Origin of the sequence: Akkermansia sp. 54_46 (genome assembly GCF_001917295.1) — a bacterium.
GTDB classification, from domain to species: domain Bacteria; phylum Verrucomicrobiota; class Verrucomicrobiia; order Verrucomicrobiales; family Akkermansiaceae; genus Akkermansia; species Akkermansia muciniphila.
This window is the reverse complement of record NZ_MNUD01000032.1, coordinates 62,475-87,728: the sequence shown is the minus strand read 5'-3', so window position 1 is coordinate 87,728 and position 25,254 is coordinate 62,475. Positions and strand designations below refer to the sequence as shown.

Sequence of the window (25,254 nt, the reverse complement as noted above, 5' to 3'; positions counted from 1 at the left end):
GTTTTGAAGGTTTGGGAAAAGCCTCCCGGAAAATCATATTCCGGGAGGGGCGGGTATTGGGCCGCCTGCTATTCGGGTGCCTTGAAGTTATATACGGGCCTGATGCGTTCCACGATTTCCGCCGTTTCATGGATGTTGTCCAGCACGCTCTCGCCATCCTTGTAGGCCATTGGCGCTTCATCCAGCGTAGCGCGGGAAACGCAGGTGGAGAAAATACCCTGCATGGAAGCCTCGAATTCCTCCAGGGAAAGATTGGCTTTAGCCTTTTTGCGGGACATGCTGCGGCCTGCGCCGTGCGGAGATGAGGAATTGAATTCTTCATTTCCTTTGCCGATGCAGATGACGGAGCCGTCACGCATATTCAGGGGAACGATGAGTTTTTCTCCGCGTCCGGCCCGGACGGCTCCCTTGCGGATGATTTGGTCTTCCGCAATGTAGTTGTGCACGGTGTCGAAACTTTCCAGATCATCTGCATCATCCAGCAGTTCATGCAGTATCACGCGGCGGTTCAGGGCTGCGAAGCGCTGAGCCACCTTCATATCCCGCATGTAGTTCAGCGTATTTTCTCCCTGAAGGTAGCAGAGTCCTTTTTTGCGTTCTTTAAGATAGGCGTCCGGACAAGTATCCACGGCGATTTTCTGGTAGCGTTCCGCAATCTTCAGACCGAAATTGCGGGAACCGGAGTGGATGCACAGGAAAGCGTGCTCTTTCCCTTGCGCTATTTCAATGAAGTGGTTGCCTCCTCCCAGAGACCCTACGGAGCGGCGGTGCCTGTCTTTGTCCGTTCTCAGCACGTCCATGCAGATGCGGGAGATTTCTTCATCCAGTTCCGGGTCGTCCAGCAAGGCTTGATGAACGGAGGGACGGGCATGCATCCCGGACGGGACGCGCTCGCGCAGGCGTGCGTCAAAGCTGGAAAAATCCGGCAGTCCGGACAGTCTGGCGGTAAGCACTCCGCAGCCGATATCCACGCCGATCAGGTTGGGAATTACCTTATCCGTTTTCAATTCCGCCGTGAACCCGATGACGCAGCCGGCTCCGGCGTGCACGTCCGGCATGATGCGCACCCGGCTTCCTTCAAAGGCGGGGTGGTTGCAGACGTCCCTGATCTGGGTGCGGGCCAGGTCTTCCAGTTCATCCGTGAACACGCGGGCTTCCGTGTATTTTCCGTCAATGGTGATCATGGTTTTATTCTTTTGGTTGAGGGGCGCGGAGATATGCGGAAAGCGCCTTCGCGCCCTGTGACCTTGTCACCATAACGCATTTGTTGACTCTTGCATTATATAAGTATTCATATTATATAACTATAAAGTTATGTTTGAGCATCTTTTCGCAGAACGGGGACTGTCCCTGGACCGATTGAAAACCTTGATAGAAGTGGCCAAGGCCGGGAGCATTGCCGCTGCCGCCCGGGGGGATAGTGCGCGGCAGAGCCTGTATTCCCGGCAGATTAAGGAATTGGAGGAATTCTTCGGTGTGGAACTGGCGAGCCGCCGCGGGAAAGTGCTGGCTCTTACCGGAGCCGGGTGGGAGCTGGTGAGGCTGGCCAGTGAAAGCCTGTGCCTGCTGGATGATTTTAAAAGCCGGAGCCGGAATCTGCCCTACCGGTTCACTATCGGAGCCGGGGACAGCCTGCATGCTTGGGTGGTGGCTCCCGTGCTGGCGAGTATCCAGAAACGGGGGCTGCCGTGGCTTTTCGCGCTGGAGAACCTCCGCAACAGTGAGATTCCCTCTAAGCTCCAGAATATGGATATAGACTTCGGTATTGTGCGTACCAGCGCGCTGGAGGCGGAAGGGTTGGAAAGCCGGGTCATTTGCTCCATGGATTATGCGCTGTACGTTCCTGCAGCCCTGGCCGGGAAAAAGGCGCGGGGGAAGAAGGAGGATTTTCTCCGCCTGCTGGAAATGTTCCCCCTAGCAACGCTGGGGAGCGGTTCCGGGTTTCATGCGTTGCTGAAAAGGAATTGCGCTGAGTTCGGCATCAGGCTGCGGGTGCACTGTGAAACGCAATCTTTTCCTTTTGCGGCCCGCATGTTGAAGAGCGGAGCGTTCATGGCAATCCTGCCCTGCATGGCGGAAAAAGAACTGGGGGAAGGGTTTGTCAAGGTTACTCATCCGGCGCTGGACGGGCTGTCCCGCAGTATTTCCCTGGCCTGGAATCCGCGGTTGCTGCGCGTGAGGCCTTCAGCCAAACGGGTAATTGATGTTTTTTCCATCCCGGAACGGGAGTGATGGAAGGAAAATCAATCAGAATCCACGCCCAATTTATTTTTACGGTAGTGGTCCAGGGAGATGCGGTAAAAATATACGATCGCCAGCAAATTCAGCAGGGCTCCCGCTCCGAAGGCCCAGTTCAGGTTCAGGTACGCGTAAATTTTGCCTCCCAGGAACATGCCTGTTCCCACCCCGATGTCAAAAGCGGTGAAAAATGTGGAATTGACGGCTCCCCGGTGGCCGCGGTCCGCCATGTTCAGTTTCATGGTTTGGAACGTGGGGATGAAAATGCCGAAACCGAAGCCGATGAGGATGGCGGAAGCGTAATAAATCCATTCCAGCGGCGCCAGCGCCAGCGCGCCGAAGCTGACGGTCAGGATGCCCAGGGAGATGACGGAAAGCTCCGCCACGCGTCCGCGGTCGATTTGCCTGCCTACCATGAACCTGGAGACCAGCATGCCCAGCCCCATCAGCGCGTAAAACAGCCCGGCGTATTTGAACCCGTGCATTTCTCCGTACAGGGCGGAATACACGGCCACCACGCCATAGGAGAAGGTGGCGATCATCACGTTCACCGCCAGCGGAATGCCCACGCGCAGCACCAGACGGTCCAGTACCTTTTTAGGCGTTTCATACACGGGCTCCTGAACAGGGCTCCCGGGAACGCGGATGAGAGATGCAATGCCCGCCCCGGCCAGGCACAGGAGCAGGGAACTCCAGGTAATCACGTAAAAGCCGTACTGCTGGTATACCTGAAGGCCGATGACGGGGCCCAGGCACATGCCCAGCGTCATTGTCATGCCGAAGAAGCCCAGGCCTTCCCCGCGGCGGGCAGGGGGGATGATATCTACTGCCATTGTCGGGCCGGAGGTGGTCATGCCTCCCCAGATCAGGCCCTGTATGAAGCGCGTCAGGAAAAACGCCAGGGCGGTGGCGGCCGCAGCATACCCTGAAAAGGACAGGGCCAGCATAATGTAAACCGTGATGTAAATCTTCTTGCGGTCTCCGGTATCCACCCGGTGTGCGAACCAGGGGCGGGAGATAATGGCGGCCAGAACATAAATGGACATAATCCAGCCCAGCCAGCCGGAGGAGACCTGCAATTGCCCCGTCAGATACAGCGGGAGAACGGGCACCAGTTCATAGAAGGCCAGCCCCGTCATCAAGTTGGCGCAGCAGGCCAGGATGTAGTCTCGCGTCCAGAGAGGCGCTTTGACGGATGGTGCGGTTTCCGCCGCCAATTCATCTCTTGTCCGAGTCATGCAGGGGTTGTACAGCCGTTGGGAAAAGTTTCAAACGGCCTGACGTGTCATGATGATGAGCGGGGGGAAGAAGGCCCTGATGAATCCTTGTTGGGAGAAGTTATTCATTTTCACGGGAAAAGGTTACGCCCACCAGCGTATCTCTCCCGTCAATGGCATTCAGATAATCGAATACTTCTCCGCAGGGTGTTTCGTTCTCAATGAAGAAAATGAATGCTCTGCGCTGGTTGATATGTTCATTTGCCATATTGGCGAAAGCCTGAAGGTCGTTTTTCCGGGATGGACCGGATGGTTTTTTCTGGATACGCCAGTAAACAAGCTGGTAGTTCCCTCTTTCCGGGTAAGGGGACCGGATAAATTTCACGATGGGATAAACGGGTTTCCGGGAAGGTGTTTTGCTGAAAACAAGAAAATCATTTTCACGGAAAGGATGTTCCAGAACGGCACCGTCGGGAAGGCAGGGAGTGTCCGGGTTCATGTCTTTTTCAGATTCCGGATCAGATTCCGGGGCCATATCCGTGGAGACGGGAAGATCCCAGCAAATTCCATTTCCAAAGGCGGACGCGATGGCATCCCCTCTTTTCAAACGGAGATTATTCACGCCATGCGCATAAGCCTCCGATATGCCCTCAGCGATGCGGAACCAGGGAAGGGACGGATTGTCCAGATTGATGGTCAGGCATCTTTCACAGGCCAAATCCGTCTTCCATTCCTGTATGGGGCCGGGCAGTTCCGATGCGTTCACGATTATTTCTCCGGGCAGCAGGGCGCTTCCCTGTTTAGAGCATGCCTCAAAGAGGAAGCTGATGAAGAGAGGGAGGAAAACGGCGAGAAGACGAAGCATTTATTCATTCTTCTTATATGGTTTTTATTGCATGTCAAAAGAATAGAGAGTGCGGTACATGCCGGGAAAGATGGCGCTGGCTCCCGCTCCGGAATATGCCTTCTTTTTTGCGTGCAGGACGGCGCGGGCATGGTAGGGTACATGGTATGAGCGTAATCACCAAACGTGGAGACAGCGGCGAAACGGACCTGATGTTCGGCAGGCGGAGTCCCAAGACAGCGCCGCGCATTGAAGCTTACGGAACGGTGGATGAATTAAATTCCCTGATTGGCGTGGTGCGCCATTCCGGGGTAAGCTCCCGGACGGTGGAGATGTTGGACGGCGTCCAGGCGCGCCTGGTGGGGGCCATGGGGGAACTGGCCACGATGGAGGAAGATTTGCCCAAATATGACGCCAAGGGGTACGCCCGCATTACGGCGGAAGATGTGGCATGGCTGGAGGAACAGGCCCATTTGCTGGAAAAGGAATGCGACATCCGTTTCAAAGGCTGGGCCCGCCCGGGCAAGGAAGGATCGCTGGGCTCCGCGTATTTGGACCTGGCCCGTTCCGTCTGCCGCCGTGCGGAACGCCGTGTGGTGGCGTTGAGGCTGGATCATGCCCTGAGCAACGTGAACACGGCCTTGTTCCTGAACCGCCTTTCCGATCTTTGCTGGGTGCTGGCCCGTTTTGAGGCGCTGGCCGCAGGAGAAAAGGCCCAGGCCTGAGCAGGCCGTTTCCGCCCGTCCTCCTGTTCCGGCATGTTGCGTATCTGCGTGATTCCCGTGTCAGGAGAAGCCTGGAAAGAATGGTTTTGCCGCAGATCCATGTCCAGGTGGCAATTCCCCGGAATGGTTCTTCGTTATTTTCAGGGGAGGGCTTCCCGGTCAGTCCAGCGGCAGGATGGAAGTAACCAGCATTTTGAACCGTTCCCGGGCAATGACGGAATGAGGCACTCCGGCGGGAATCAGGAGGCTCTTTCCCTGGGGCAGAATAACTTCTTCATTGCCCACGGTGAAGTACGCCGTCCCGTCCAGAATCTGTATCAGTGCAGGACCGGGCGTCTGGTGAGTGGGAAGGAGCTGTTCGCTGTCAAAGGCCAGAATGGTCATGTTGACTCCTTTGGAGCGAATAAGGGCCAGACTGGTGATTTGCCCTTCGCGGTAATCGGTCAGATCGGCGTAATTAAAGGGAGTGCGTTCGGGGAGGCGCTGAATGGCTGTCATGTAAATTGGACACCCTTGTTGGCCCTTCCCGTTTCTTCATGACAGGCTTCCGGGAAAAAGGTCCGCTCCAGCCCCGGGAGCGGACCTTGGCATTCAGCATTCATATGGTGCTTACTTACGGAGTCAGCGTCCTGAATTCATAGGCGTGAGGTCGGATTCACAAGTAAACAACAGCTATTCTATACATGAAAAATACAATTTACTTCAAGAAAAATTGTGTAGGATAATGCAGATTTGATTCTGCTGCAGGGAGAATCGGATTTGACTCCCGTATGGGATTGTTTCCATATACGGGCGTATGCCGTCAGCGGTTCCGCCGCCCGTGGCCGGATGTGCCCTTCTCCTGTTTGGCGGGGAAGGCCGTTTTTCCCGTTTGCCGCGGTTTCTCCCGTGAGACGATGGCGAAATCCGCCCACTGCTGCTCCCTGTCCACTTTCACGGGAATGACGGGAACGCGCAGCCCCGCGCACAGCACGGAACCATGGTCGTTCTTCCAGCGGCTGGCGAACGCCTCATACACCCAGCGGCCGCCGGGAAGCTTGTCCGGCTTGACCAGCCCCTTAATCTGGAAGCGCGGTATTTCCAGCAGCACGCCGAAGTGGCGCGTTTCCGTAACCAGAGCTTCGTGCACTTCCGGATGCTCCGTGTAGCACTGGCCTTCCAGCCATTCGAAGAGTTTCATCCGGTTCGCGTCCTTTTCCGCGCTGGCGGAAATGCGTTCCGTCTCTGAAATGTGTTCCGCGTCTTCCTCCAGCCTGCCTGCGCTGCCTGCTCCTTTGGCTCCTTTGGGAGGATTGGCCAGCAGGGGATTCAGGGAGCGGTGAACCACCAGGTCCGCGTAACGGCGAATGGGGCTGGTGAAGTGGCAGTAATTGGGAGTGGCCAGGCCGTAGTGGCCCAGGGGCTCCGTGTCGTACCTGGCCCTCATCAGGCTTTTCAGGAGCGCCAGCTTAAGCAATTGCTCGTCCGGGGAACCCTTGATGGACTTCATCAGTTCATTCAGGTACTGGCGTTGTCCGATATCGTGGACGGGATACCCGTACAATTTGCACAACTGGCCGAATTCAAACAGTTTGGAGGAATCCGGCTCTTCGTGGACACGGTAGATGGTGGGACGGTTCCCGTTTTTCAGGGCCAGGGCCACGGCTTCGTTGGCGGCCAGCATGCACTCCTCAATAAGCTGGTGGCTTTCATCGTACTCTTCCGTGATGATGCCCGTCACGCGGCCGTCCTTGTCCATAACGGCTCTCACTTCCGGGAAGTCCAGATCCAGGGCTCCCTTGGCGTAGCGGTTGCGGCGCAGGATGGAGGCCAGATTCCAGGCTTCCCGCACCGTGGAGGGAACTTCCCCCTTGTCGTTTCCCTTCAGCATGGCGAAGGCCTCCTGATAGGTCAGGCGCGCCTTGCTGCGGATGAAAGCGTCCGCAAAGCGTGCACGGAGCATCTTCCCCTTTTGATCAAATTTCATTTCGCATACTTTTGTCAGGCGCACGACATCCGGCCGCAGGCTGCACAAATCGTCGGAAAGGCGGGGCGGGAGCATTGGAAGGACGCGGTCCGGCAGGTACGTGGAATTGCCGCGGCGCAGGGCTTCCCCATCCAACGCGCCGCCGGGCCTGACGAAATGGGAGACATCCGCAATGTGAACGGCCAGCGTCCAGCCGGACGGAGTGGCCGTGATGGAAATGGCGTCGTCAAAATCCCGGGCGCTTGCCGGGTCAATGGTGATGACGGTACGGTCCGTCCAGTTTTCCCGGCGGGCGAGTTCCCCGGGGGAAGGGTTTTGAGGCAGCGTTTCCAGTTCCCGGAGCACGGAGGCGGGAAATTCCGCGGAAAGGCCATATTTTCTGATAACGGCTTCCATGTCCACGTGGGGCTCGTCCGGATAGCCGAGCACCTCCACGATTTTCCCGCGCGGGGCTTTCTTTTCCTCACCGCAGGTTACGGGTTCCACGGAAACCAGTTGGCCGGGAAGCACCTCCATGGCGGGTTTTTCCGCCAGTTCAATGGATGACGGAGAGCTTACGCCGTCTCCCAGCACGCGGCCCGGCTTGTTCTTTCCGGTGCGGAAGACGCCAAGCCAGCGGGAGCGCGCGCGTTCCGTCACTTCCTCCACGCGGGCTTTCATGCCGGCATCCGGGGAAGAAAAGCGGTCCCTGCGGATATTCCTCCGGCCCCTGGCCGCCTTGCGTTCCACGCGCACGGCCACCCGGTCCCCGTCCAGGGCAGTACCCAGACGGTTGGGTTTAAGTTCCAGCTCCGGAATGGCTTCCGTGTCCCATCCCAGGGCCGCAGCGGCGGGATCCCCTTTTCTGGGGAGAAAAAGAATCTTGCCGGAGCGCAGGATGCGGATCATGCCATGCACCAGGTTCCGGCGTTCCCGCTTTAAAGCGTATCTGCCCTTTTGCAGCCGCACGAGTTTTCCTTCCTCCTCCATCTGGTCCACCAGGGCGCGGAAATCCAGCTTCTGCCGGGAATCCACGTTCAGGGCGCGGGCCAGTTCGGATTTGCTCTGGGGTTCGTAACGTCCGTCTTCCATGTGACGGATCAGGCGGTCTTTAAGGGAATGATTCATTTTGCGGAAGTTCCGGGAAAAGGTGTCTCCCATTCCCATGGAAACCATCATAGGGCGGTTTGCGCGCCGCTTCAAGGCGCGGGCGGTGCATGCCGCGTTCGTCAGCGGTTTTTGGCCTGCTGCCGGGCATGCCGTTGTGCGGGACCGCAGTCCGTCTAGGAATTTTTTTAATTATGTGGCATATGGATTGACAATGATCTGTTTTTTGGATTTAACGATGTTTGGTCGTTTCTTATGAAAACATTTATTTTCCCGTTTTTGGCCTGTTGTTTCCTGGCGTTCAACGCGCTGGCGTCCAAGGGCGTTGAAATACGGCATAAAACCCAGTTCTGCGCGGCGGAAGTATATTTCAGGTATCCCGATCGCAACCCTCCCCAGGAGGAGATAGACAAAAGCAACAGAGAAAGAACGACCGTCACCCTCCGGGAATACATCACCCTGACCGCCACGCTGGACGGCAAAGAGCTTCCCGAAGGCACCCGGTGCGACTGGTCCGCCGTGGAAGGAGGGGAATATTTCAAACTTGCAATTGATAATGATAAACCGGATCAAGCTACCGTCGATATCAATACCCTGGCCAAAACGCGTCAGACGCTCAAGGTGAAGGCGGAGGTGGACGGAGTGGAGCAGGTGGTGGAATTCACCCTCATCCCGCCCCAGGGGCTGATGTACGCGGGGGCGGAGAGCCCTTTCCGGCAGGCGGAGGAAGAAGCGGCCAAGGTGGGATGCACCGCGGGGCTGAGCGCCCTCCGCATCCTGCGCGTGTATCCCTTGAACGTCAGCTTCACCAATCTTTACTCCCTGGAGCAGCATGCCGGTTATGATCCCGACCCTCTTCCGGACCATCCCCTGGTCAGCGAGCATGCGCCTTTGCCGGAGCCCGCACGGGTTTCCGTCACCAATGAAGTCTATGACAGCACCAACTGCCTGTATCCGCCGGCGCTCATTGACGCGTTCTCGGGGTCCATCGGCTGGACGTGGAAGTGCCGCTGGCAGATATTCGGATGCGCGGATAAACCCCAAGGCGGCAGGTACACGAAAGAAAAAGTGCTCTGGGATTTCAACACGGATCAGGTTTTCTCCATCAGGCGCGATCCCGATACGGGAACGGTGCACTACCGGATCCAGAAGTTCAAGGGATTGAACAAAAATGACCCGGGCATCGTCACCGCAACAAGCAACTGATTTTCTTTATGAACTATTACCTTTCCCTCTGTCTTTCCGTGTTTCTCTTCTTTTCCGTCGGGAGCCGTGCGGATGAAGCCGCTGTGTACGACGATTTGCCCTCCTTCATGGACATCCGGATTGAACGGCTGAGCGGGGACGCGCGGCATCTGAAAGACCTGCTGGACCAGGGGAAGCTGGGCGACTTTTACCAGCCGGAGGAGCTGGAAAACGCCCTGTTCATCAACAACATGGTCGTCAAGGCCCCCTATCAGGACTACCGGCTGGACAACTTTTCCATCTGGATCAACGGAGGTGAGCTGGAAACCAAATTTAAGGCTGGGATTAATTTTTCTAAAATCTGTAAATATATTCAAGACAACAAAAAACTAAAACATGGAAAAGAGCTCGCGAGGTTCTGTCTGGAGGCGAAGTTCGAATACCTCAGGCGGATGATTCTCCAAGGCTCCGCCGGGCTGGAGGCGGAGCACGGGAAGTTCCATCCCGTGAGGCCGGTCGACACGCTGCCCTACTGGCGCTACCGGGAGACGAAAAACCTCGCCGCCTGCGGTGCGGAAGAGGAACGGCGCAGGAAGAGCCTGTACGAGCGGAACGTGGACGAGCTGGTGCGCCTCCGGCAGTCCTTCCGCTGGTATATTGAGAACAGCGAGGGTATCCTGTTGAATATCGTTCTGAAGCTTCACCCCGGGAATAGGGGCCGCGCGCTGGAAAGGCTGAGGGAATGCGGCTACAAGACGGACCGGGAGCTGGTGGAGTTTCTGGAGAGGACCGGCGGCATGAGAAAGAGAGTTCAATTCCTGTACTCTCCCGGGATGCTCCGGGAACACAGAAAACTCGGGAAGGAGGATTAGCCGCCATGGCCGCGAATATCCTGTCGGGGATGGTTCCCCTCTGTCTTTCCGTGTTTCTTTTCTTTTCCGTCGGGAGCCGCGCGGATGAAGCCGCTGTGTACGACGATTTGCCCTCCTTCATGGACATCCGGATTGAACGGCTGAGCGGGGACGCGCGGCATCTGAAGGGCCTGCTGGACCAGGGAAAGCTGGGCGACTTTTACCCCGGAGGAGCTGGAAAACGCCCTGTTCATCAACAACATGGTCGTCAAGGCCCCCTATCAGGACTACCGGCTGGACAACTTTTCCATCTGGATCAACGGAAGTGAGCTGGAAACCAAATTTAAAGCATGTTGTAATCTTTCCAAAATTCAAACCTATGTCAGGGAGAACAAGAGGCTCAGGCAAGGGAAGGAGCTCGCGAGGTTCTGCCTGGACGCCGGGCTGGAGGCGGAGCACGGGAAGTTCCATCCCGTGAGGCCGGTCGACACGCTGCCCTACTGGCGCTACCGGGAGACGAAAAACCTCGCCGCCTGTGGTGCGGAAGAGGAACGGCGCAGGAAGGCCCTGTACGAGCGGAACGTGGACGAACTGGTCCGCCTCCGGCAGTCCTTCCGCTGGTATATTAAACACAGGGAGGGTGCACTGTTGAATATCGTTCTGGAGCTTCACCCCGGGAATAGGGGCCGCGCGCTGGAAAGGCTGAGGGAATGCGGCTACAAGACGGACCGGGAGCTGGTGGAGTTTCTGGAAAGGACCGGGGGTATGGACAAGGACACTCGTTTCCTGTACTCTCCCGGGATGCTCCGGGAACACAGAAAACTCGGGAAGGAGGATTAGCCGCCATGGCCGCGAACGCCCTGCTGAGAATGCTGTTGTGCTGCGTCCTGTTACTGGTATCTGGTGTTTCCCGGGCCCGGGATACCGCCGCCGTGGAGAGTTTGCTGAGGGCGGATTATTCTTCAGTCATCATTGACGGCGTACGGAATCAACTCCGGAAACAGCTTGATTCCGGTACTCTTTCACCGGAAAAAATCCGGCGGATAGTACATCATCCGGAATTGGAGCAACTGTGCCATATCGGACAATTTTTCCGTTATGCCAGCCAGGAAAAGACGTTTCCAACAAGAGAGCTCCGGGACCGGACGTTTACCAGGTGGCTTGTCTCCCATCCGGAAGTTTTCCGGAAACTGGCCCATGCTGGGTATGCTCAGCAGAACAGTCTGGCTATTCTTTACCGTCTGTGGAATAGCGCAGACAGGGACTTGTGCGGAGTTGACCTTAACATCGCCCTGGGGGCCTGTCTCATCGCCGATGTTTTCACGGCAGAGGAATGTATAGCCAGGTATGGATTTTACCATGATTCCCATCATCATGGCAGGTGTTATCCGCAGGCCGACAGCCTTGAACCGTGGGAGTGGGCCGTAGTTCTGAGAGGAAAAGAGAGTCTGGAAGATCTGGCATGGGCCCAGCAATTTATTGAAGGGAAAAACATCAAACCCGAGCAGGCAGGGGGTAAATTTACCGGATTTATTCCCTACCGTAAAAAGAATCACAGAGGAATCAGCGTCCATGCCGGGGCCGCGTTTTACGATAACAAGCCCATCACTCTTCAGCTTTATACGGAATATGGAGGCGTGTGCGGAGCCGTTTCCAAGGGGGCCGCAGGTTTTTTAAGAGCCAAAGGCGTCCCGGCGTACCCCATCGGGCAGCCGGGGCATTGCGCTTTTATTTGGAAGCACCCCAAAGGGCAATGGCTGATCGGCAACAACATTGGAGGATGGAACTGGGCCAATGGTGGAAATAAACTGCCGTGGAAAGGCCCCGTGCAGATTATCTCCGCCCTCTGCGCTTTCTGGCAGGGTCCCCAGGCCCGTGAATCTTCCTTGATGTACGATTTATCTTTTTATTCCCGGAATCCGCAGCATGTGGAACTGCTGCTTCAGGAGGCGTGCCGGGCCAATCCTTACAATTATCCGGCCTGGGCGCGTTATTTGGGCATCAAGGCGGGAGGTGCGGCCGATAAGAAGAAGCTGGAGTACCTCATCCAGTTCAGCAAGGCGATGCCCCGTGAACATAACCTGATTGATTACGTGGCGGGTCATGTTTTGAAGATTAACCCTGAAAAGGTGAATCCCTATGAATTATACGCCTGCGGGGTCAGCCCGGACAGTACGCCCGAAGCAGAAGAACTTTTCATCCGGCAATTTTGGAAAAAGCTGATTGCCGACTGCCCTGAGGTTAAACTCCATGCTATTTACAAGGAAGGGACTACCGGTAATTTCTTAAATTTATGGCTGGAAAAATCAAAAAATGTCAAATGGAATTCCAAAATGAAGAGCAAAACCAGCAAAGCTTTTCAACAGGCGTTGCTGGTTTTGACCGGCAAGGAAAAAACTTTCATTAAAATGATGAAAAGCTACCGCCGGTTTCTCATCATGTGGAATGATGAGAAATATATGATGCAGGCACATGAATTTGTGCAGGACCATTTAAAAGGCATTACCAGCGACCAGGTGAAAAAGGAAATGGCCGGCATGGGTAGAAAAATGGGTATCCTTTTAAAGAATGATAAAATATTGAACATGTATGGTCAAAACCGGGAATCCGAATAGGGATTGACCATTGTTCAAAGGGACATTATCTGGGCCGGAGCGTACCTTCCGTGGTGCCGAGCTGTTCCGCGACATCCAGTTCCCGGATGAGCCGGGCCGCCGTGCAGGAGCCGTCCAGCAATTCCCGGTAGCGGGACACCAGAAGGCGTATTTTTTCCGGGGGATCATCCAGCAGTTCCAGACGGAAGCGGGAAAGACCCAGGCGGCGGAAGCCCCGGAGGAAGCCGGCTCCCGTCTGAGCGCGTCCGTTGAACAGCGTGTTCCGGCACCCGGCGTCCGCCAGCAGGGGATGAAGCTGGCCTACGCGGTCACGCAGCTGCACATGATGCCGTTCGCAGGGGCGTCCGCAATTCTTATAACTGGTGCCGTCCGACAGGAAGGTGCAGAACACGCAATGCTCCATGTGAAACATGGGCATATGCTGGTGCAGAGTCAGTTCAAACCATTCCGGCGGCGTGGCGCGGAGCAGGTCCGCCACCTGTTCCGCGTTCAGGTCGTAAGAGAGGGTGAGATATTCCAGCCTCCCCCGTTCTTTCAGGATAGCCGCGCTATACGGATTGGCGACATTCAGGGAAAAATCCCCAATGCGGCGCAGGGGGGAATGACGGAAGTATTGCGCCGCGCCCAGGTTGCGGATGAGGATGCCGTCCGGCTCCGCCCGTTCCATGAGCTTAAAGTAACCGGTTTCAGACGGCTTCTGGATGCGGGGCGTCGCCAGAAAGACGGGGATGCTGTCCGCGTGCTGCCGAACCGCTTTCACTCCCGCCGCATAGTCCCGGAGGTCTTCAAAGTCCAGATAAACGGCATCCGCCCCGGCATCCAGAACGGAAGGTATCTGTTCCGGTCTGCGGCACAGCACAGACAGGTGCGGCGGCGCGTCCGGAGCTGCCGCCCCCGCCGGAAGCGCGGAAGGGGTGAAAGCCGCAGAAAGACGGGAGGGAACGGGGGCTTCCCTCTCCTGCCGGACCGTTTGAATTTGTTCCACGAGGGCGCGCCTTGCCTGGTTGAGGATGCTGAGCGGGAGCATCAACCCGTTCGGCAGCCGGCATTCGCAGGAAGCCAGGCGGAACCCCGTTCCTCCCAGTCTGCCAAGCTGCTGTTTCAGCGCTTCAGGAGTCAGCGGGCGTTTTTCCGCCGTTTGCAGGGGCTGTGCGGACTGCACGGAACACCCGTATTCCGGGCAGGAAACCGTCAGAGGCTCCCCGGCGGATCCGGTGCATGTCAAATGGAGGGGTACGGAGGCTTCCAGCAGGTGTTCCCGCATTTTTTTCAACTCCGCGTTCAGGGCCGGATCATCCGTTTTCCAGAGCTTCTGCCCCGGCCTGACCCTGCTCCAGTCAATGCGGGATGCTTTTCCATGAAAGAAAAGGCGGTTTCTCTGCACTTTCCAGATACGACCGCCCTGTTCTTCATTGCGGTCTTCCCCTGCATCAATGACGAAGCCGTCACCGGGCGCGAGCGGAATGCCTCCTTCCGGTCTGATATCCAGCCAGCCCTGACCGCTGTTCATGATGACGCCTGCGTAAGCGCCCCTCTTTTTACCGTAGCGGCCGTGGGTCAGACGCGGGTGGTCCGTTCCGTCCAGCCAGCCTGTGGAGAAGCCGCGTGAAAATACCATTTGCAGTGCGTAGCGGTCGCGTACGGTCACCATTTCATCCACAGGTATTCCAGCGCAGGCGGCGTCCAGGGCTTTTCTATAGGCCGCCGTCACCGCCGCAACGTATTCCGGGCTTTTCAGGCGACCCTCTATCTTATAGCTTTTTACGCCCATGCGGACCAGGTCCGGGATGCGGTCAATGGCGCACAGGTCCTGGGGGCTGAGCAGGTAGCGCCGTTCTCCCAGGGGAACGGCTTTGCCGGCTACAACCAGGGAATAGGGCAGGCGGCAGGCCTGCGCGCATTCCCCCCTGTTGGCGCTGCGCTGGCCCAGGCTTTCCGATGTAAGGCACTGGCCGGAGTAGGCCACGCAGAGCGCCCCGTGAACAAATACTTCCAGGGGTATGTCCGTATGCCGTACGCATTGCCCGATTTCCTTCAGGCTCAGTTCCCGGGCCAGGACGGCCTGCTTCAGGTCCAGGAATCCGGAGGCGAATTCCAGCCCGTCCGGAGAGGAAAGCGTCATCTGGGTGGAGGCGTGCAGTTCCAGCTTCATGCCGGGAACCTGCCTTCCCCATTCCGTCAGGCAGCGGGCAAGTCCGATGTCCTGCACGATGACCCCGTCCGCGCCGGCGGCATTCAGGTGGCCCAGGTAGGAGAGGGCGTCCGCCAGCTCGGAGGTGAAAATGAGCGTATTCATGGTCACGTACCCCTTCACGCCGTGCGCGTGAAGGAAACGCATCAGTTCCGGAAGGGAATCCAGCGTGAAGTTGTTTGCGCGCAGACGGGCGTTGAAACGGTCCAGACCGAAATAAATGGCGTCTGCGCCATTGGCTACGGCGGCGCGGGCGCAGTCCATGTCCCCGGCGGGAGCCAGCAGTTCGGGACGCAGGTCTCCGGGCCGGAGGGCGGAAAGGGTCATGTCGTCGGAAGTCACGGGGAAAAGCAAAGAGGCTGTAGGGGTTATTGGGCGGTACTGCGTTTTTCCGCATGGCGGAGCAATGCTTTCAAATCTCCCAGAAGGAACAGGGAACCTGCCGCCAGAGCGGGGAACGGGGAAGCCAGCGCCGCCTGCAGCCCGTCCGGAAGCGTGGAATGAATGAAAACGGGGCCGGTTTCCTGCCCGGCCAGCAGGGCAGCCATTTCTTGCGCCGGCATGATGCGGGGGGAAGTGCAGGGAACCAGGTGCCATTCTCCGGCAATTTCCCGCAAAACCGGAATCATTTCCCGGATATGCTTGTCTGCGGATGCGGCAAAAACCAGCGCCGCCTTCCGTCCCGGGAATTCCTCTTTCCACGTGGCCGCGAGCACGCGCGCCGCATGTTCGTTATGAGCGCCGTCCAGTACCAGAGGGGGCGTCTCAAGGCGTTCGAACCGTCCGGGCCACTGTACCCTGGCCAGGGCAGCGGCGGCTGCGGCAGGGGAGGGAAGGGCATGGAGCCGTCTCATGGTTTCCAGCGCCAGGGCTGCGTTTTCCCGCTGATGGGCTCCGGGCAGGCATGGGCGGGGCGTGTTCCGGTCCGCCCGGGCAATCGTGAGGGGAGAACGGCGGTTCCGCGCCGTCCGTTCCATGACGGCCATGACGTCCGGGTGCTGCACGGCGGTTACGGACGGTTTGCCGGGGGCGATGATGGCCGCTTTTTCCGCGGCGATTTCTTCCAGGGTATCTCCCAGATACTGCTGGTGGTCCAGACCGATGGGGGCCAGTACGGCAATGTCTTTGGGCACGGCGTTAGTGGCGTCCAGCCTTCCGCCTAGCCCTGTTTCCAGAATGATGAAGTTCACGTTGTTTTTACGGAAATGGCGCAGGGCGACGGCCAGAGCCAGCTCAAAAAAGGTGGGCGGCTGTTCCCAGCCTTCCGCCAGCTGTTTCAGGAAGGAAATTTCCTCCGCCAGGGCATCCGGAGTAATCATGTTCCCATTGACGCGGATGCGTTCGGAAAAATCTACCAGATGGGGGGAGGTGAACAGGCCCGTGACATAACCCTGTGCCCTGGCCAGGGCCTCAATCATGGCGCAGGTGGAGCCTTTGCCATTGGTGCCGGCCACATGGACCACGGTGGCGTTGATACGGTCCGCCCCGGCTGCCGCCAACAGTTTTTCTGTGTTGTCAAGCCCCAGCTTGATCCCGAAAAATTGGGTGGAAAAGAGCCAGTCAAGGGCGGCGGATACGTTCATGGGCGGTATTCTACCACGGGAAAACTCCCGTTCAACTCCGGTATGGCGGGGAGAGCCATAAAATACCGCCGGGAACAGACGCGGCAAACACGAACAAGCTACCGTTGCTACCTCTCGGTCCTGGCGGGGTTTGCCAGTCGTGCCTCCACGGGGTTCCCGGCGGCCCACCCAGTAAACTAGGTTTGCAGTGCAGTGTCAACCTTCAAAGACATCATCTCCTTCTGGCGAAAGAGAGCAGAATGGAGATCAGCAATATTACGCCGATGACGGTTGCCGCCGTGAAAAAAATCTCTTCTTCCTGTCTGAGCCGGCTGCGCTCTTCTTCGATTTTCGCGTCTCTGACGCGTTGCAGCCCGTGCAGGGCTTTGGCCTTTTCCTCTACATCCGCCTCCGTTCGCATGACAATCGTTTCCTCATGGCTGACGGCCTGGTCGTAAGGAGCAATCATTGTGCGGAATTCGGGGTCTTCCGAAAGTATTTCCGTCTCATCATAATCTTCCGCCAGAGGGGAATTCATGGAGTCCCGAAGGCTGGCGATCTGCCGGTCCACGTTGTTTTGGAACAGGCCCAGCTCCCTTTTGGCCTTTTCGTAAGCTTCCGTCTGGTCGCGCAGAGCGGCTTCCCCCTGGTCGGTAATGCGTTCCAGTTCCTGCGGAAGGCTGGCCTGAAGTTTGAGCAGATCCGCCCGGTTCTCCGTCACTTTAAAATCCCCGCTTTTCTTGTTGGATGCCTCCGCGCGCTGGATGCGGTTGATGTCCAGACGGGTCTCCACCTGGCGTATTTGTTCCTGAATCCGGTTTCGGGCGCTGTCCAATTGTTGTCTGGTGGCGTTCCGCCTGCTTTTGAGTTTTTCCACTTCTGCAACGCGGCGGTCATATTGTTCCAGCAGATAGGCTATTCGGGCTTCCGCGCTTCGGGCATTGGGCCTTCCGTTCACGGGGGAGGGCGTCTTTTTCCCGTCTTTTTCCTGGTCGGCTTGTTTGATTCGGGAATCCCAGTATTTGCGGACGGCTTCTTCCTTCCGTTGAACAGCTTTCTGGAGACGCACCGCCTGCTGTTCGTGAAGTTCCGCGGCTTCATCAAAACGGGCTTGGGCCGCATCCAGCTCCGGGCAGGGTTCCTGCTCCATGGCTTTGAGGGCTTCATGCCTGGGTGCGAGGCCGTTTTGATAATAATCCCAGCCGTAGTATCCCCCGGCGAGCAACAGGATGAGAAGTAGGTAACGCATCAATGAAAAAAAGGGTAGAGGCAGAAGCAAATCTCATAGTGGGAGTTCCGCCGGATTTTGCAAACTCTAAAATCAGCCATCCGGAGCTTTTCCCCTCAATAGGGAGAATGATGATAAATTCACTCCGGAGGGGGCGTAGTTTTCCTTGAAGCCATACTTTCAAGCCATGTCTATTTTCTCATCACGCAGACAATTTCTCAAATCTTTGGGGCTTGCGGCCGGAGCGGCTGCCGCCGGAAATGCCCTCCCTGGGAAGGCTGTGGAAATCCCTGCCGGAGACCATCTCTGGAAATCCGCCTCTCCGGCGGCTCCGAGGCCTTCCGGTTCCACATACATGGGAGGGTTCAAGGCTCCCCGGCTGGGTCGCATCAGGCTGGCCTTCATCGGCGTGGGAGGGCGCGGGTTCTCCCACCTGGCGCAAATGTGCGTGATGGATGGAGTGGAAATCGTGGGCATATGTGATTTGAAGGAAGAGTTGACGAAACGCGGCGTGGATCGCGTGCTCTCCAGAATGGGGAAAAGCCCTTTGGGCTATTCCGGCGGCGATATGGAATACCTGACCATGCTGAAGGAGCTGAAGCCGGATGCCGTCATCATCAGTACGGATTGGAGTTCGCATGCCAGAATCGCCTGCGACAGCATGAAGCACGGCGCTCACGCCTTTGTGGAAGTTCCTCTGGCCGTCTCTCTGGAGGAGCTCTGGAGCCTGGTGGATACCAGCGAGGCCACCAGGAAACATTGCATGATGATGGAAAACGTCAACTATGGGCGGGATGAACTCATGTTCCTGAACATGGTCCGGCAGGGCGTCATCGGCGATTTGCTTCACGGGGAGGCCGCGTATATCCATTGCCTGGTGACGCAGCTGGGGGACACGCGCGGGGAAGGGGCCTGGCGGCCGGAATATCATACCAGAATCAATGGCAACCTGTACCCCACCCACGGGTTGGGGCCGGTGGCTCAATATATGAATTTGGAGCGTGGAGAGGACCGTTTCTGCCGTGTGGCGGCGTTCGCTTCTCCTGCTCTCGGGCGCAATGCCTACGCTAAAAAGCATCTTCCCGCCGATCACCGCTGGAACAATACTCCATTCATCTGCGGTGACATGAATACGGCTGTTGTCAAGACGCAGCTGGGGCGGACCATTCTTGTCCAGCTGGATGAGACGTCCCCCCGGCCTTACTCCCGCGCCAACCTGATCCAGGGAACGGAGGGCACGCTGGCTGGTTTCCCAACCCGCGTGGCGGGTGAAAAGCTGGGCAACGGCAATTATCATGAATGGATTGAAGGCAGGGAAAAACTGGCCGCTATTTATGAAAAATACGATCATCCCCTCTGGAAACGCATCGGGGAGCTGGCCACGAAAATGGGCGGTCACGGCGGTATGGACTTTGTGATGCTTTCCCGCATCGTGGAATGCCTCCGGAACGGAGAGCCAATGGATCAGAACGTTTACGAAGGAGCTTCCTGGTCTTCCCTGCTGCCTTTGACAGCCCGTTCCATCGCCCAGGGCGGGTTGCCCGTGGAATTTCCGGATTTTACCCGCGGAGACTGGAAAACCACCATGCCGCTGGCCGTGGTTTCATGAATAACGCCGGGGATGAAGGGGCGCTGTTCTCTTCCGGGGAGTTCAGGAAGGAATCCGTTCTTACGCAGGGTGTTCAGCAAGGACTGCCGGAAAACAAATTGTTTAATTCTTCCGCGCTCATGTTCATGAGCCATTGTTCGGGGCCTCCGGAGAACAGGTCGTCCGCCATGCGGCGCTTGTCCTTGAGCATGGCGTCAATGCGGTCCTCAATGGTGCCCCGGCAGATCAGGCGGTGCACGAGTACGTTCCGGTGCTGCCCGATGCGGTAGGCCCGGTCCGTGGCCTGGTTTTCTACAGCGGGGTTCCACCAGCGGTCCACATGGATGACGTGGGATGCCTGGGTCAGCGTCAGGCCGGTGCCGGCGGCTTTCAGGGACAGGATGCAGAAGGGAGGGCCGGATTCCTTCTGGAAGGCGGTGACGATGTTCTGGCGTTCCGGAATAGGCGTTCCCCCGTGCAGGGTAAGCCCGGAACGGCCGAAGACTCCGGACAGGAGATCGTGCAGATGGGGAATGATGGAGCGGAACTGGGTAAAGAGAATGGTTTTTTCCTGCCTGGCGGCAATGGAGGCGCACAGTTCCTGAAGCCGCCGGAATTTTCCGGAGCGTTCCGGCGCATAATCGTCCGTGCCCTGGAACTGGGCGGGGTGGTTGCAGATCTGCTTGAGGCGTGCCAGAATGGGTAAAATCAGCATCAGGCGGGCAGCCGGGTCCGGTTCGTCCAATACGGCATGCAGCATGTCTATCTGTGTCTGGTACAGGGCGGCCTGTTCCGGCGTGAGGGAGCAATAGGCCGGTATTTCCGTTTTGTCCGGCAGGTCGGGAACCAGCGCCGGATCTGTCTTCATTCTGCGCAGGATGAAGGGGCGCACCAGGCGTCGCAGCGGGGCATAGCCGCGTTCCAGGGAACGGGTGAAGGATTCGAAGCTTTTTCTGCTGCCCAGCAGCCCCGGATTCAGAAATTCCATCAGGCTCCAGAGTTCATTCAGGTTATTTTCCACCGGCGTGCCGGACAGGGCTATGCGTCGTTCTCCATGCAGGGAACGAATGGCGCGGGAACGGGCGGAGCCTGCGTTTTTAATAGCCTGGGCTTCATCCAGAATAATGGCCGGGAAATGCAGGTCGGCCAGGGCGGACGTGCGTGCAGCCATGCCATACGTAGTGATGACGGCGTGGCAGTCTTTCCGGCGCAGGGTTTTTTCCGGCTGCCACGGGTTCGGGGAGGAAGGGTGCATGATGCGCAGGATAAGCTCCGGGGCGAAGCGTTGCGCTTCTTCTTTCCAGTTGGACAGGAGGGAGGCCGGAGCCACAATCAGAGCCGGCAGGCCCTCCAGCCGGCCTTTTCTCCGCAATGTGTCCAGCCACGCAATAGCCTGAAGGGTTTTTCCCAGCCCCATATCATCCGCCAGGCAGGCGCCAAAACCCTGTTCCGTAATCCGGTAAAGGAAAGAGAACCCTTCTTTCTGGTAAGGGCGCATCAGGGCGTCCAGCCGGGAAGGAAGCTCCGGTATGGAGACTGGGACTTTCCCCGCCAGGATGTCCAGGGTCTGCCGGAGGTTTTGTCCCGGTTCCATGACACAGTCTTCGTCCGGTTCCGGAATCTGTACAAGCTGGCCGGAAGGGCCGTTAACCAGCATTCTCAGACCCTGGACCAGAGGAATGCCGAGGGAGCTCATCATACGTGCCGCTTGAGTCCACCGGTCCATTAAGTCCCGGACCTTCCGGGCGTCCACGCGCACCCATTCCCCCTTGAAGCGGATCAGGCCGTCTCCGTTGCTGAGCAGTTCCCCCAGCTCCTCCGGGGTCAGGTCTTTGCCTCCCAGAGTGGCGGATACGGAAAATTTCAGCAGACTGCGGACGGAAAGCCCGGAAGAATGGACCGTTTTTTCACTTCCGGATGCGTCTGCCGTAACTTTTACCTGTAGTTTGGGAGGGGTTTTTTTCCATAGATTCACCATGCGCACAATGATGCCTGCGCGTTCGTAGAGCGGCGTGTCCTGCAGAAAATCCCGGGCCTCCGGAGCGCTCCAGGCCATCGGCGTATAAATTTTTCCGTTATCCAGCAGGCGCTTCAGCAGGGGGCTTTCCCGTGCCGCTTCTTTCAAGGGCTGGAGTACGGCCAGCAAGGCGGTGTAATTACCTTCATGAAGTTTCAGGGCGGTGGCAAGGGGGAGGTGGCGCACCTGGTTGTCCGCAGCGCTTTGATGCGCAAAGGTAGCCATGAAAGCAAAGGGGCGGGAGCCTGTGGCGTCATCCCGGTTTTCCGCAAGGTGGAAAAATACCTTGCCTATCTGGTTCCAGGGCGCGCCCAGGCTGTTCAACCATTCGGCGGGGGTAATGCCTCGGGCGCGGATTTCCTTTGCTATTGCCTTCCGCAAATCTTCAAACCATCCGGCAATGATGTCCGGAGTGGCATATTCCGCGCCCGGCACGGGGGGGAATTGCTCCGCCAGAAAGGCTTTTTCCGTAGCGGAGGCCAGCAGGTGGTCCAGAACGGCATCCACCTCGTCCGGCCTTTCTGCGGCAGCGTGCGCCATGCGGGTAAGCGCCTGGCGCGCCATGTTCTTGATAAAGAAGGCGCCCGGATCCGGAACGGTTTCCCAGTTGGATACCGCCAGGGCATACAGCCCGTTTCCGGTTCCTTCTTCAAACAGACGGTCGAAAGGCGGCGTGTTCGTCACCAAAGCACCGGAGGGGAGGATGCGGAAACCATTGATATTCCGTTTCTCTTCCGGTACTGCATGATAGGGGGCCGGCTGCATGGCGGGCAGGAATGTAGCGTGTGCTTGCGGCCGTAGTTCACAGGGCGAACGTCGTATCTCTGATGATGGGCAGCTTGGACGGCGGAGGATTGAGCAGCTTCTTGATTTGTTTCAGGTAATCAATCAGGGCTTTGCGGACATCTATTCCCGTCGGTTTGCCGTTTCCCCGTTGGGGAAATATGAAATTGCTGCACAGGTAGTCTCCCATCGCGACAGTATAAATGACCCCGTTTTTCAAAGTGCTGGTAATGCTGGGCGTAACACCGTCCATGATCTGGTAGGAGAATCCGGAGCAGTACACTTCCAGAATACCTCCTTCGTCATCGGTCGGAGACATGAATTTGGACAGGATCAGTTGCTCAATGTCCGCTTTACTCATGGAGCAGGTGACGATCTTTTCCCGGAAGGGTTCCAGCTCGTAAATGTCCCTGATGGTAACGGGTCCTTTGTTAAGATGGTTTTTGGACCGTACTCCGCCGCGGTTGTAAATGGCAATGTCCGAATGGGAGGCCTGCTGAATGACCTTGCAGAAAAGGGTGCCTATGGTGACGTGCGTGATTTCTTCTCCGGCGACGCCCACCTGCTGGTTGAAAAGCGGATTTCCGGAAAACCGGCGGACAATTTCCTTTACTTCCGGGTCATTGGGAATTTCCTCATTCAAAGAAACGGCCCTGGTGGATTTGGAAAGGATGGAGACGGGATGTTCCGTGGAGAAAATGATTTCCGTAACTCCTACGTGGCTCAAACTATGTCCCGTGTGGCTGAGCAGCGTGCCTGTTCTGAGATGACCGCTGGGAAGCATGACATGGGTATGGCCTTCGAGAATGACGTCGATATTCGGCGAATACTTCATCATTTTCAGATCATTGCCGTATCCCAGATGGCTGAGGATGACGTTAATGGTGTTGTGGTGAAGCCGGAACCTGTCCGTGATGCCCTTGTAATCTTCTTCATCCGGCAGCGTCCATGAGATGCCGGCCATCTTCCTCACATCCGTGGTTTGAAGGTCCGCCAGACCTATGAACCCTACGGAAACGGACGTGCCTTCAATCGGGATGCTGACATACGGAGAGAAACAGTTTTCCAGAGTAGGGGAAAGATTGGCGTTGGTAATGACAAACTTGGTGGAAGGCATTCCCTTGATATGGTCGCGCAGGGCCTCCTGCCCGTAGTCCAGGTCATGGTTTCCGATGGTCACTACGTCATACCCCAGTTTATTCATCAGGATGGTAAGGGGTTCGCCCCGTTTTTCACAGTCGTCCACATAGGGATTACCTATGAAATAATCGCCTGAATCCACCAGCAGCACGTGCGGATATTTAGCGCGGTATTGTTTTACCAGTGTGGCCAGTCTTGGGAAATTGTCCAGATTGCCGTGGATATCGCTGGTAGAAATGATAATCAGCGTTTTATCGGGATCCGATTTAGGCTCCTGAGCCAGAGAGAACGGGCACAGGCATGCCAGGGAGGCAAGAACAATGCGTAGCGGAATCATGCAGGGTAAAATGATAAATATACGGAAAAGGATGAAATGGGATTAACGGGCGGAAACCTCATGCGGGCCGTCACCCACGGAGATGACTTCCAGACGGACCCTGGATACGCCGCGTCTATGCAGGCCGATGCGGCTTGCGGCGGCGGTGGTGAGGTCTATCAGGCGGTTGCTGTGAAAAGGCCCGCGGTTGTTGATTCTGACGACGGTTGATTTGCCGGTTTCCAGGCAGGTGACTTTCACCTTGCACGGCATCGGCAGGGTTTTGTGGGCCGCCGTCATGGAACGCTGGGGATTGATGTACTCTCCGGAAGATGTCTTCAGGCGGCGCGCTTTGCCGCCATACCAGGAGGCATAGCCGGTCTCATGGTATTGCAGGGCATCCGCCACGCTCATGGGAGTATACCTTTTTCCACGCACCCGGTAGGGCGCATTTTTGACATGCGCCTCTGCCTCCTGAACGGACGGCTCCGTTTTCTGAGCGCACTTCTCCGTAGTGGAGCAGCCCGGCATCAGAAAAAACAGCAGGACGGGGAAGAACCATTTCACGCTTTTTACGTTTAACACATATTGATGATTTTGTATAACAAAAAAGGAACAAGAGTTGAAATTTAAGGAATAGAGCAGGGCGGAACAATCTTTTCCCGGTTGCGGTTTACCAGTTGAGCGGCTCGGAAAAATGCAGTATGATCTCCCGCATGAATTCTTCCAAGGTAATCGGCCTGGTCGCGCTGGCGGAAAAACCGGGACTGGGGGAAGCGTTGCGCATCATGCGCCGGGAACTTTCCCGCCACGGGCTGGGCTCCTGCGTCATTGAAACGCCGGATGCCCTGGAACGGGCTATCGGGCGGTGCGGCATGCTGGTGACCTTCGGAGGGGACGGCACCATGCTGACCGTCTCTTCCCTGGCGGCCATGCACCGCGTTCCCCTGGCGGGAGTGAACCTGGGCCGGCTGGGATTCATGACCACCTGTTCCGTGCAGGAACTGCCGCTTCTGGCGTATGCCCTTCAGGAAGGTTCCTACCTGACGGATGAACGTTCCATGCTTGAAGTAGTACGGGCAGGGGAAGACGGCGTTGCGGCTCCTCCCCGCAAGCTGGCCTTGAATGAAGTTTCCCTGATCCGCGCCCAGTCCGGCAAGATGGTGGACCTGGATGCGGAGATAGACGGGGAATTGCTGAACCGCTACCATGCGGACGGCGTTCTGGTTTCCACTCCCACCGGCTCCACGGCATACTCCCTTTCCGCCGGGGGGCCTTTGGTCTGGCCCATGTCCCGTGTCGTATGCGTCACCCCCATTTGCCCGCACAGCCTGACCAATCGTTCCGTGGTGCTTCCTGACACCATGACCATACGCCTGCGGCCCCGCGAGCGCCGCGGCCGCTTTGACTCCATGGTTTATTCCCTGGACGGCCGTTCCGCCTATCCCATTGAAGTGGGAGAAAGCCTGGTAATCCGGAAGGCCCCGGAAACGCTTTCCCTGGTTCATCTCCGGAAGCAGAATTTCGGCGCCCTGCTGAGGGCCAAGCTGCGCTGGCAGGGGGCGGAGATCCCTTCCGATGATGAATAGACCGTCGCGGAAGCCCGGCTCCTGGCGGGCTGTTCCCTCCCTGCGGAATTCCCGCATCCGGGAACAGTCCTTCGTTCATCGTTCCGCATTGGCGCAGGGGCGGTAAAACGATT

21 protein-coding genes and 1 other RNA gene are annotated in these 25,254 nt (G+C 57.3%); 9 read left to right on the top strand and 13 right to left on the bottom strand.

Annotated features, from left to right (window positions below; genetic code table 11):
• Positions 1 to 68: 68 nt before the first annotated feature.
• The gene (locus BHW66_RS06800; protein ID WP_094140467.1) at positions 69 to 1,184 is read right to left on the bottom strand and encodes an RtcB family protein; all 1,116 of its coding nucleotides are present in this window, start codon (positions 1,182 to 1,184) and stop codon (positions 69 to 71) included.
• Positions 1,185 to 1,314: 130 nt separating this feature from the next.
• Here BHW66_RS06800 and BHW66_RS06795 point away from each other — a divergent pair, with 130 nt between their 5' ends.
• Positions 1,315 to 2,232, top strand: a complete 918-nt coding sequence (locus BHW66_RS06795) for a LysR family transcriptional regulator (protein ID WP_022197260.1) — start codon at positions 1,315 to 1,317, stop codon at positions 2,230 to 2,232.
• 11 nt (positions 2,233 to 2,243) lie between these two features.
• Here BHW66_RS06795 and BHW66_RS06790 read toward each other — a convergent pair whose 3' ends face one another.
• A complete protein-coding gene (locus tag BHW66_RS06790) occupies positions 2,244 to 3,476 on the bottom strand; it encodes an MFS transporter (protein WP_102732908.1) in 1,233 nt (410 codons plus the stop codon).
• 100 nt (positions 3,477 to 3,576) lie between these two features.
• Positions 3,577 to 4,320, bottom strand: a complete 744-nt coding sequence (locus tag BHW66_RS06785) for a hypothetical protein (protein ID WP_102758643.1) — start codon at positions 4,318 to 4,320, stop codon at positions 3,577 to 3,579.
• A gap of 146 nt (positions 4,321 to 4,466) precedes the next feature.
• On the opposite strand from BHW66_RS06785, the gene BHW66_RS06780 reads away from it, so the two are divergent.
• Positions 4,467 to 5,024: a cob(I)yrinic acid a,c-diamide adenosyltransferase gene (locus BHW66_RS06780; protein ID WP_022197263.1), complete on the top strand. Its 558-nt coding sequence runs from the start codon at positions 4,467 to 4,469 to the stop codon at positions 5,022 to 5,024.
• Between the two features lie 159 nt (positions 5,025 to 5,183).
• On the opposite strand, the gene BHW66_RS06775 is transcribed toward BHW66_RS06780, so the two are convergent.
• Both BHW66_RS06775 and BHW66_RS06770 read right to left on the bottom strand, forming a co-directional pair.
• A complete protein-coding gene (locus BHW66_RS06775) occupies positions 5,184 to 5,522 on the bottom strand; it encodes a cupin domain-containing protein (protein WP_022197264.1) in 339 nt (112 codons plus the stop codon).
• 304 nt (positions 5,523 to 5,826) lie between these two features.
• The gene (locus BHW66_RS06770; RefSeq protein WP_286688979.1) at positions 5,827 to 8,097 is read right to left on the bottom strand and encodes a VacB/RNase II family 3'-5' exoribonuclease; all 2,271 of its coding nucleotides are present in this window, start codon (positions 8,095 to 8,097) and stop codon (positions 5,827 to 5,829) included.
• Positions 8,098 to 8,134: 37 nt separating this feature from the next.
• On the opposite strand from BHW66_RS06770, the gene BHW66_RS06765 reads away from it, so the two are divergent.
• The 3 genes from BHW66_RS06765 to BHW66_RS06755 are packed head-to-tail and all read left to right on the top strand — an operon-like array spanning position 8,135 to position 10,133.
• A complete protein-coding gene (locus BHW66_RS06765) occupies positions 8,135 to 8,335 on the top strand; it encodes a hypothetical protein (protein WP_146023927.1) in 201 nt (66 codons plus the stop codon).
• On the top strand, positions 8,332 to 9,282 hold the full coding sequence (locus tag BHW66_RS06760; protein ID WP_102758641.1) for a hypothetical protein: 951 nt from the start codon (positions 8,332 to 8,334) through the stop codon (positions 9,280 to 9,282). The genes BHW66_RS06765 and BHW66_RS06760 overlap by 4 nt, the downstream gene beginning before the upstream one ends.
• Positions 9,283 to 9,290: 8 nt before the next feature.
• Complete coding sequence (locus tag BHW66_RS06755; protein WP_286688978.1) at positions 9,291 to 10,133, top strand: hypothetical protein; 843 nt, start codon at positions 9,291 to 9,293, stop codon at positions 10,131 to 10,133.
• Here BHW66_RS06755 and BHW66_RS06750 read toward each other — a convergent pair.
• Entirely contained in the window at positions 10,130 to 10,384 is a 255-nt protein-coding gene (locus tag BHW66_RS06750) for a hypothetical protein (protein ID WP_286688977.1), read from the bottom strand. The genes BHW66_RS06755 and BHW66_RS06750 overlap by 4 nt on opposite strands.
• On the opposite strand from BHW66_RS06750, the gene BHW66_RS06745 reads away from it, so the two are divergent.
• A complete protein-coding gene (locus BHW66_RS06745; protein ID WP_286688976.1) occupies positions 10,374 to 10,952 on the top strand; it encodes a hypothetical protein in 579 nt (192 codons plus the stop codon). The genes BHW66_RS06750 and BHW66_RS06745 overlap by 11 nt on opposite strands.
• Positions 10,953 to 10,957: 5 nt before the next feature.
• On the top strand, positions 10,958 to 12,727 hold the full coding sequence (locus BHW66_RS06740) for a hypothetical protein (protein ID WP_286688975.1): 1,770 nt from the start codon (positions 10,958 to 10,960) through the stop codon (positions 12,725 to 12,727).
• 25 nt (positions 12,728 to 12,752) lie between these two features.
• Here the strand turns inward: BHW66_RS06740 and BHW66_RS06735 are convergent, their stop codons facing one another.
• The 4 genes from BHW66_RS06735 to BHW66_RS06720 form a co-directional block, all read right to left on the bottom strand.
• On the bottom strand, positions 12,753 to 15,260 hold the full coding sequence (locus tag BHW66_RS06735; protein WP_102758696.1) for a U32 family peptidase: 2,508 nt from the start codon (positions 15,258 to 15,260) through the stop codon (positions 12,753 to 12,755).
• A 26-nt stretch (positions 15,261 to 15,286) separates the two neighbouring features.
• Positions 15,287 to 16,501 (bottom strand): Mur ligase family protein, encoded by a 1,215-nt coding sequence (locus tag BHW66_RS06730; protein ID WP_102747676.1) that lies wholly within the window; start codon positions 16,499 to 16,501, stop codon positions 15,287 to 15,289.
• A gap of 65 nt (positions 16,502 to 16,566) precedes the next feature.
• Positions 16,567 to 16,661: signal recognition particle sRNA small type (gene ffs / locus BHW66_RS06725), an RNA gene on the bottom strand.
• A gap of 51 nt (positions 16,662 to 16,712) precedes the next feature.
• Complete coding sequence (locus BHW66_RS06720) at positions 16,713 to 17,729, bottom strand: hypothetical protein (RefSeq protein WP_215833672.1); 1,017 nt, start codon at positions 17,727 to 17,729, stop codon at positions 16,713 to 16,715.
• Between the two features lie 166 nt (positions 17,730 to 17,895).
• On the opposite strand from BHW66_RS06720, the gene BHW66_RS06715 reads away from it, so the two are divergent.
• Positions 17,896 to 19,317 (top strand): Gfo/Idh/MocA family oxidoreductase, encoded by a 1,422-nt coding sequence (locus BHW66_RS06715; RefSeq protein ID WP_046434426.1) that lies wholly within the window; start codon positions 17,896 to 17,898, stop codon positions 19,315 to 19,317.
• 73 nt (positions 19,318 to 19,390) lie between these two features.
• Here BHW66_RS06715 and BHW66_RS06710 read toward each other — a convergent pair whose 3' ends face one another.
• The 3 genes from BHW66_RS06710 to BHW66_RS06700 are packed head-to-tail and all read right to left on the bottom strand — an operon-like array spanning position 19,391 to position 24,119.
• Complete coding sequence (locus BHW66_RS06710) at positions 19,391 to 22,078, bottom strand: DEAD/DEAH box helicase (RefSeq protein WP_102732920.1); 2,688 nt, start codon at positions 22,076 to 22,078, stop codon at positions 19,391 to 19,393.
• A gap of 37 nt (positions 22,079 to 22,115) precedes the next feature.
• Positions 22,116 to 23,573 (bottom strand): bifunctional UDP-sugar hydrolase/5'-nucleotidase, encoded by a 1,458-nt coding sequence (locus BHW66_RS06705; protein ID WP_286688974.1) that lies wholly within the window; start codon positions 23,571 to 23,573, stop codon positions 22,116 to 22,118.
• A gap of 42 nt (positions 23,574 to 23,615) precedes the next feature.
• Positions 23,616 to 24,119 (bottom strand): septal ring lytic transglycosylase RlpA family protein, encoded by a 504-nt coding sequence (locus BHW66_RS06700; protein ID WP_102732922.1) that lies wholly within the window; start codon positions 24,117 to 24,119, stop codon positions 23,616 to 23,618.
• A gap of 149 nt (positions 24,120 to 24,268) precedes the next feature.
• Here BHW66_RS06700 and BHW66_RS06695 point away from each other — a divergent pair, with 149 nt between their 5' ends.
• Positions 24,269 to 25,141 carry an NAD(+)/NADH kinase gene (locus BHW66_RS06695; protein WP_161994145.1) on the top strand — a complete coding sequence of 291 codons (873 nt, stop codon included), beginning with the start codon at positions 24,269 to 24,271 and terminating at the stop codon, positions 25,139 to 25,141.
• Positions 25,142 to 25,254 lie beyond the last annotated feature (113 nt).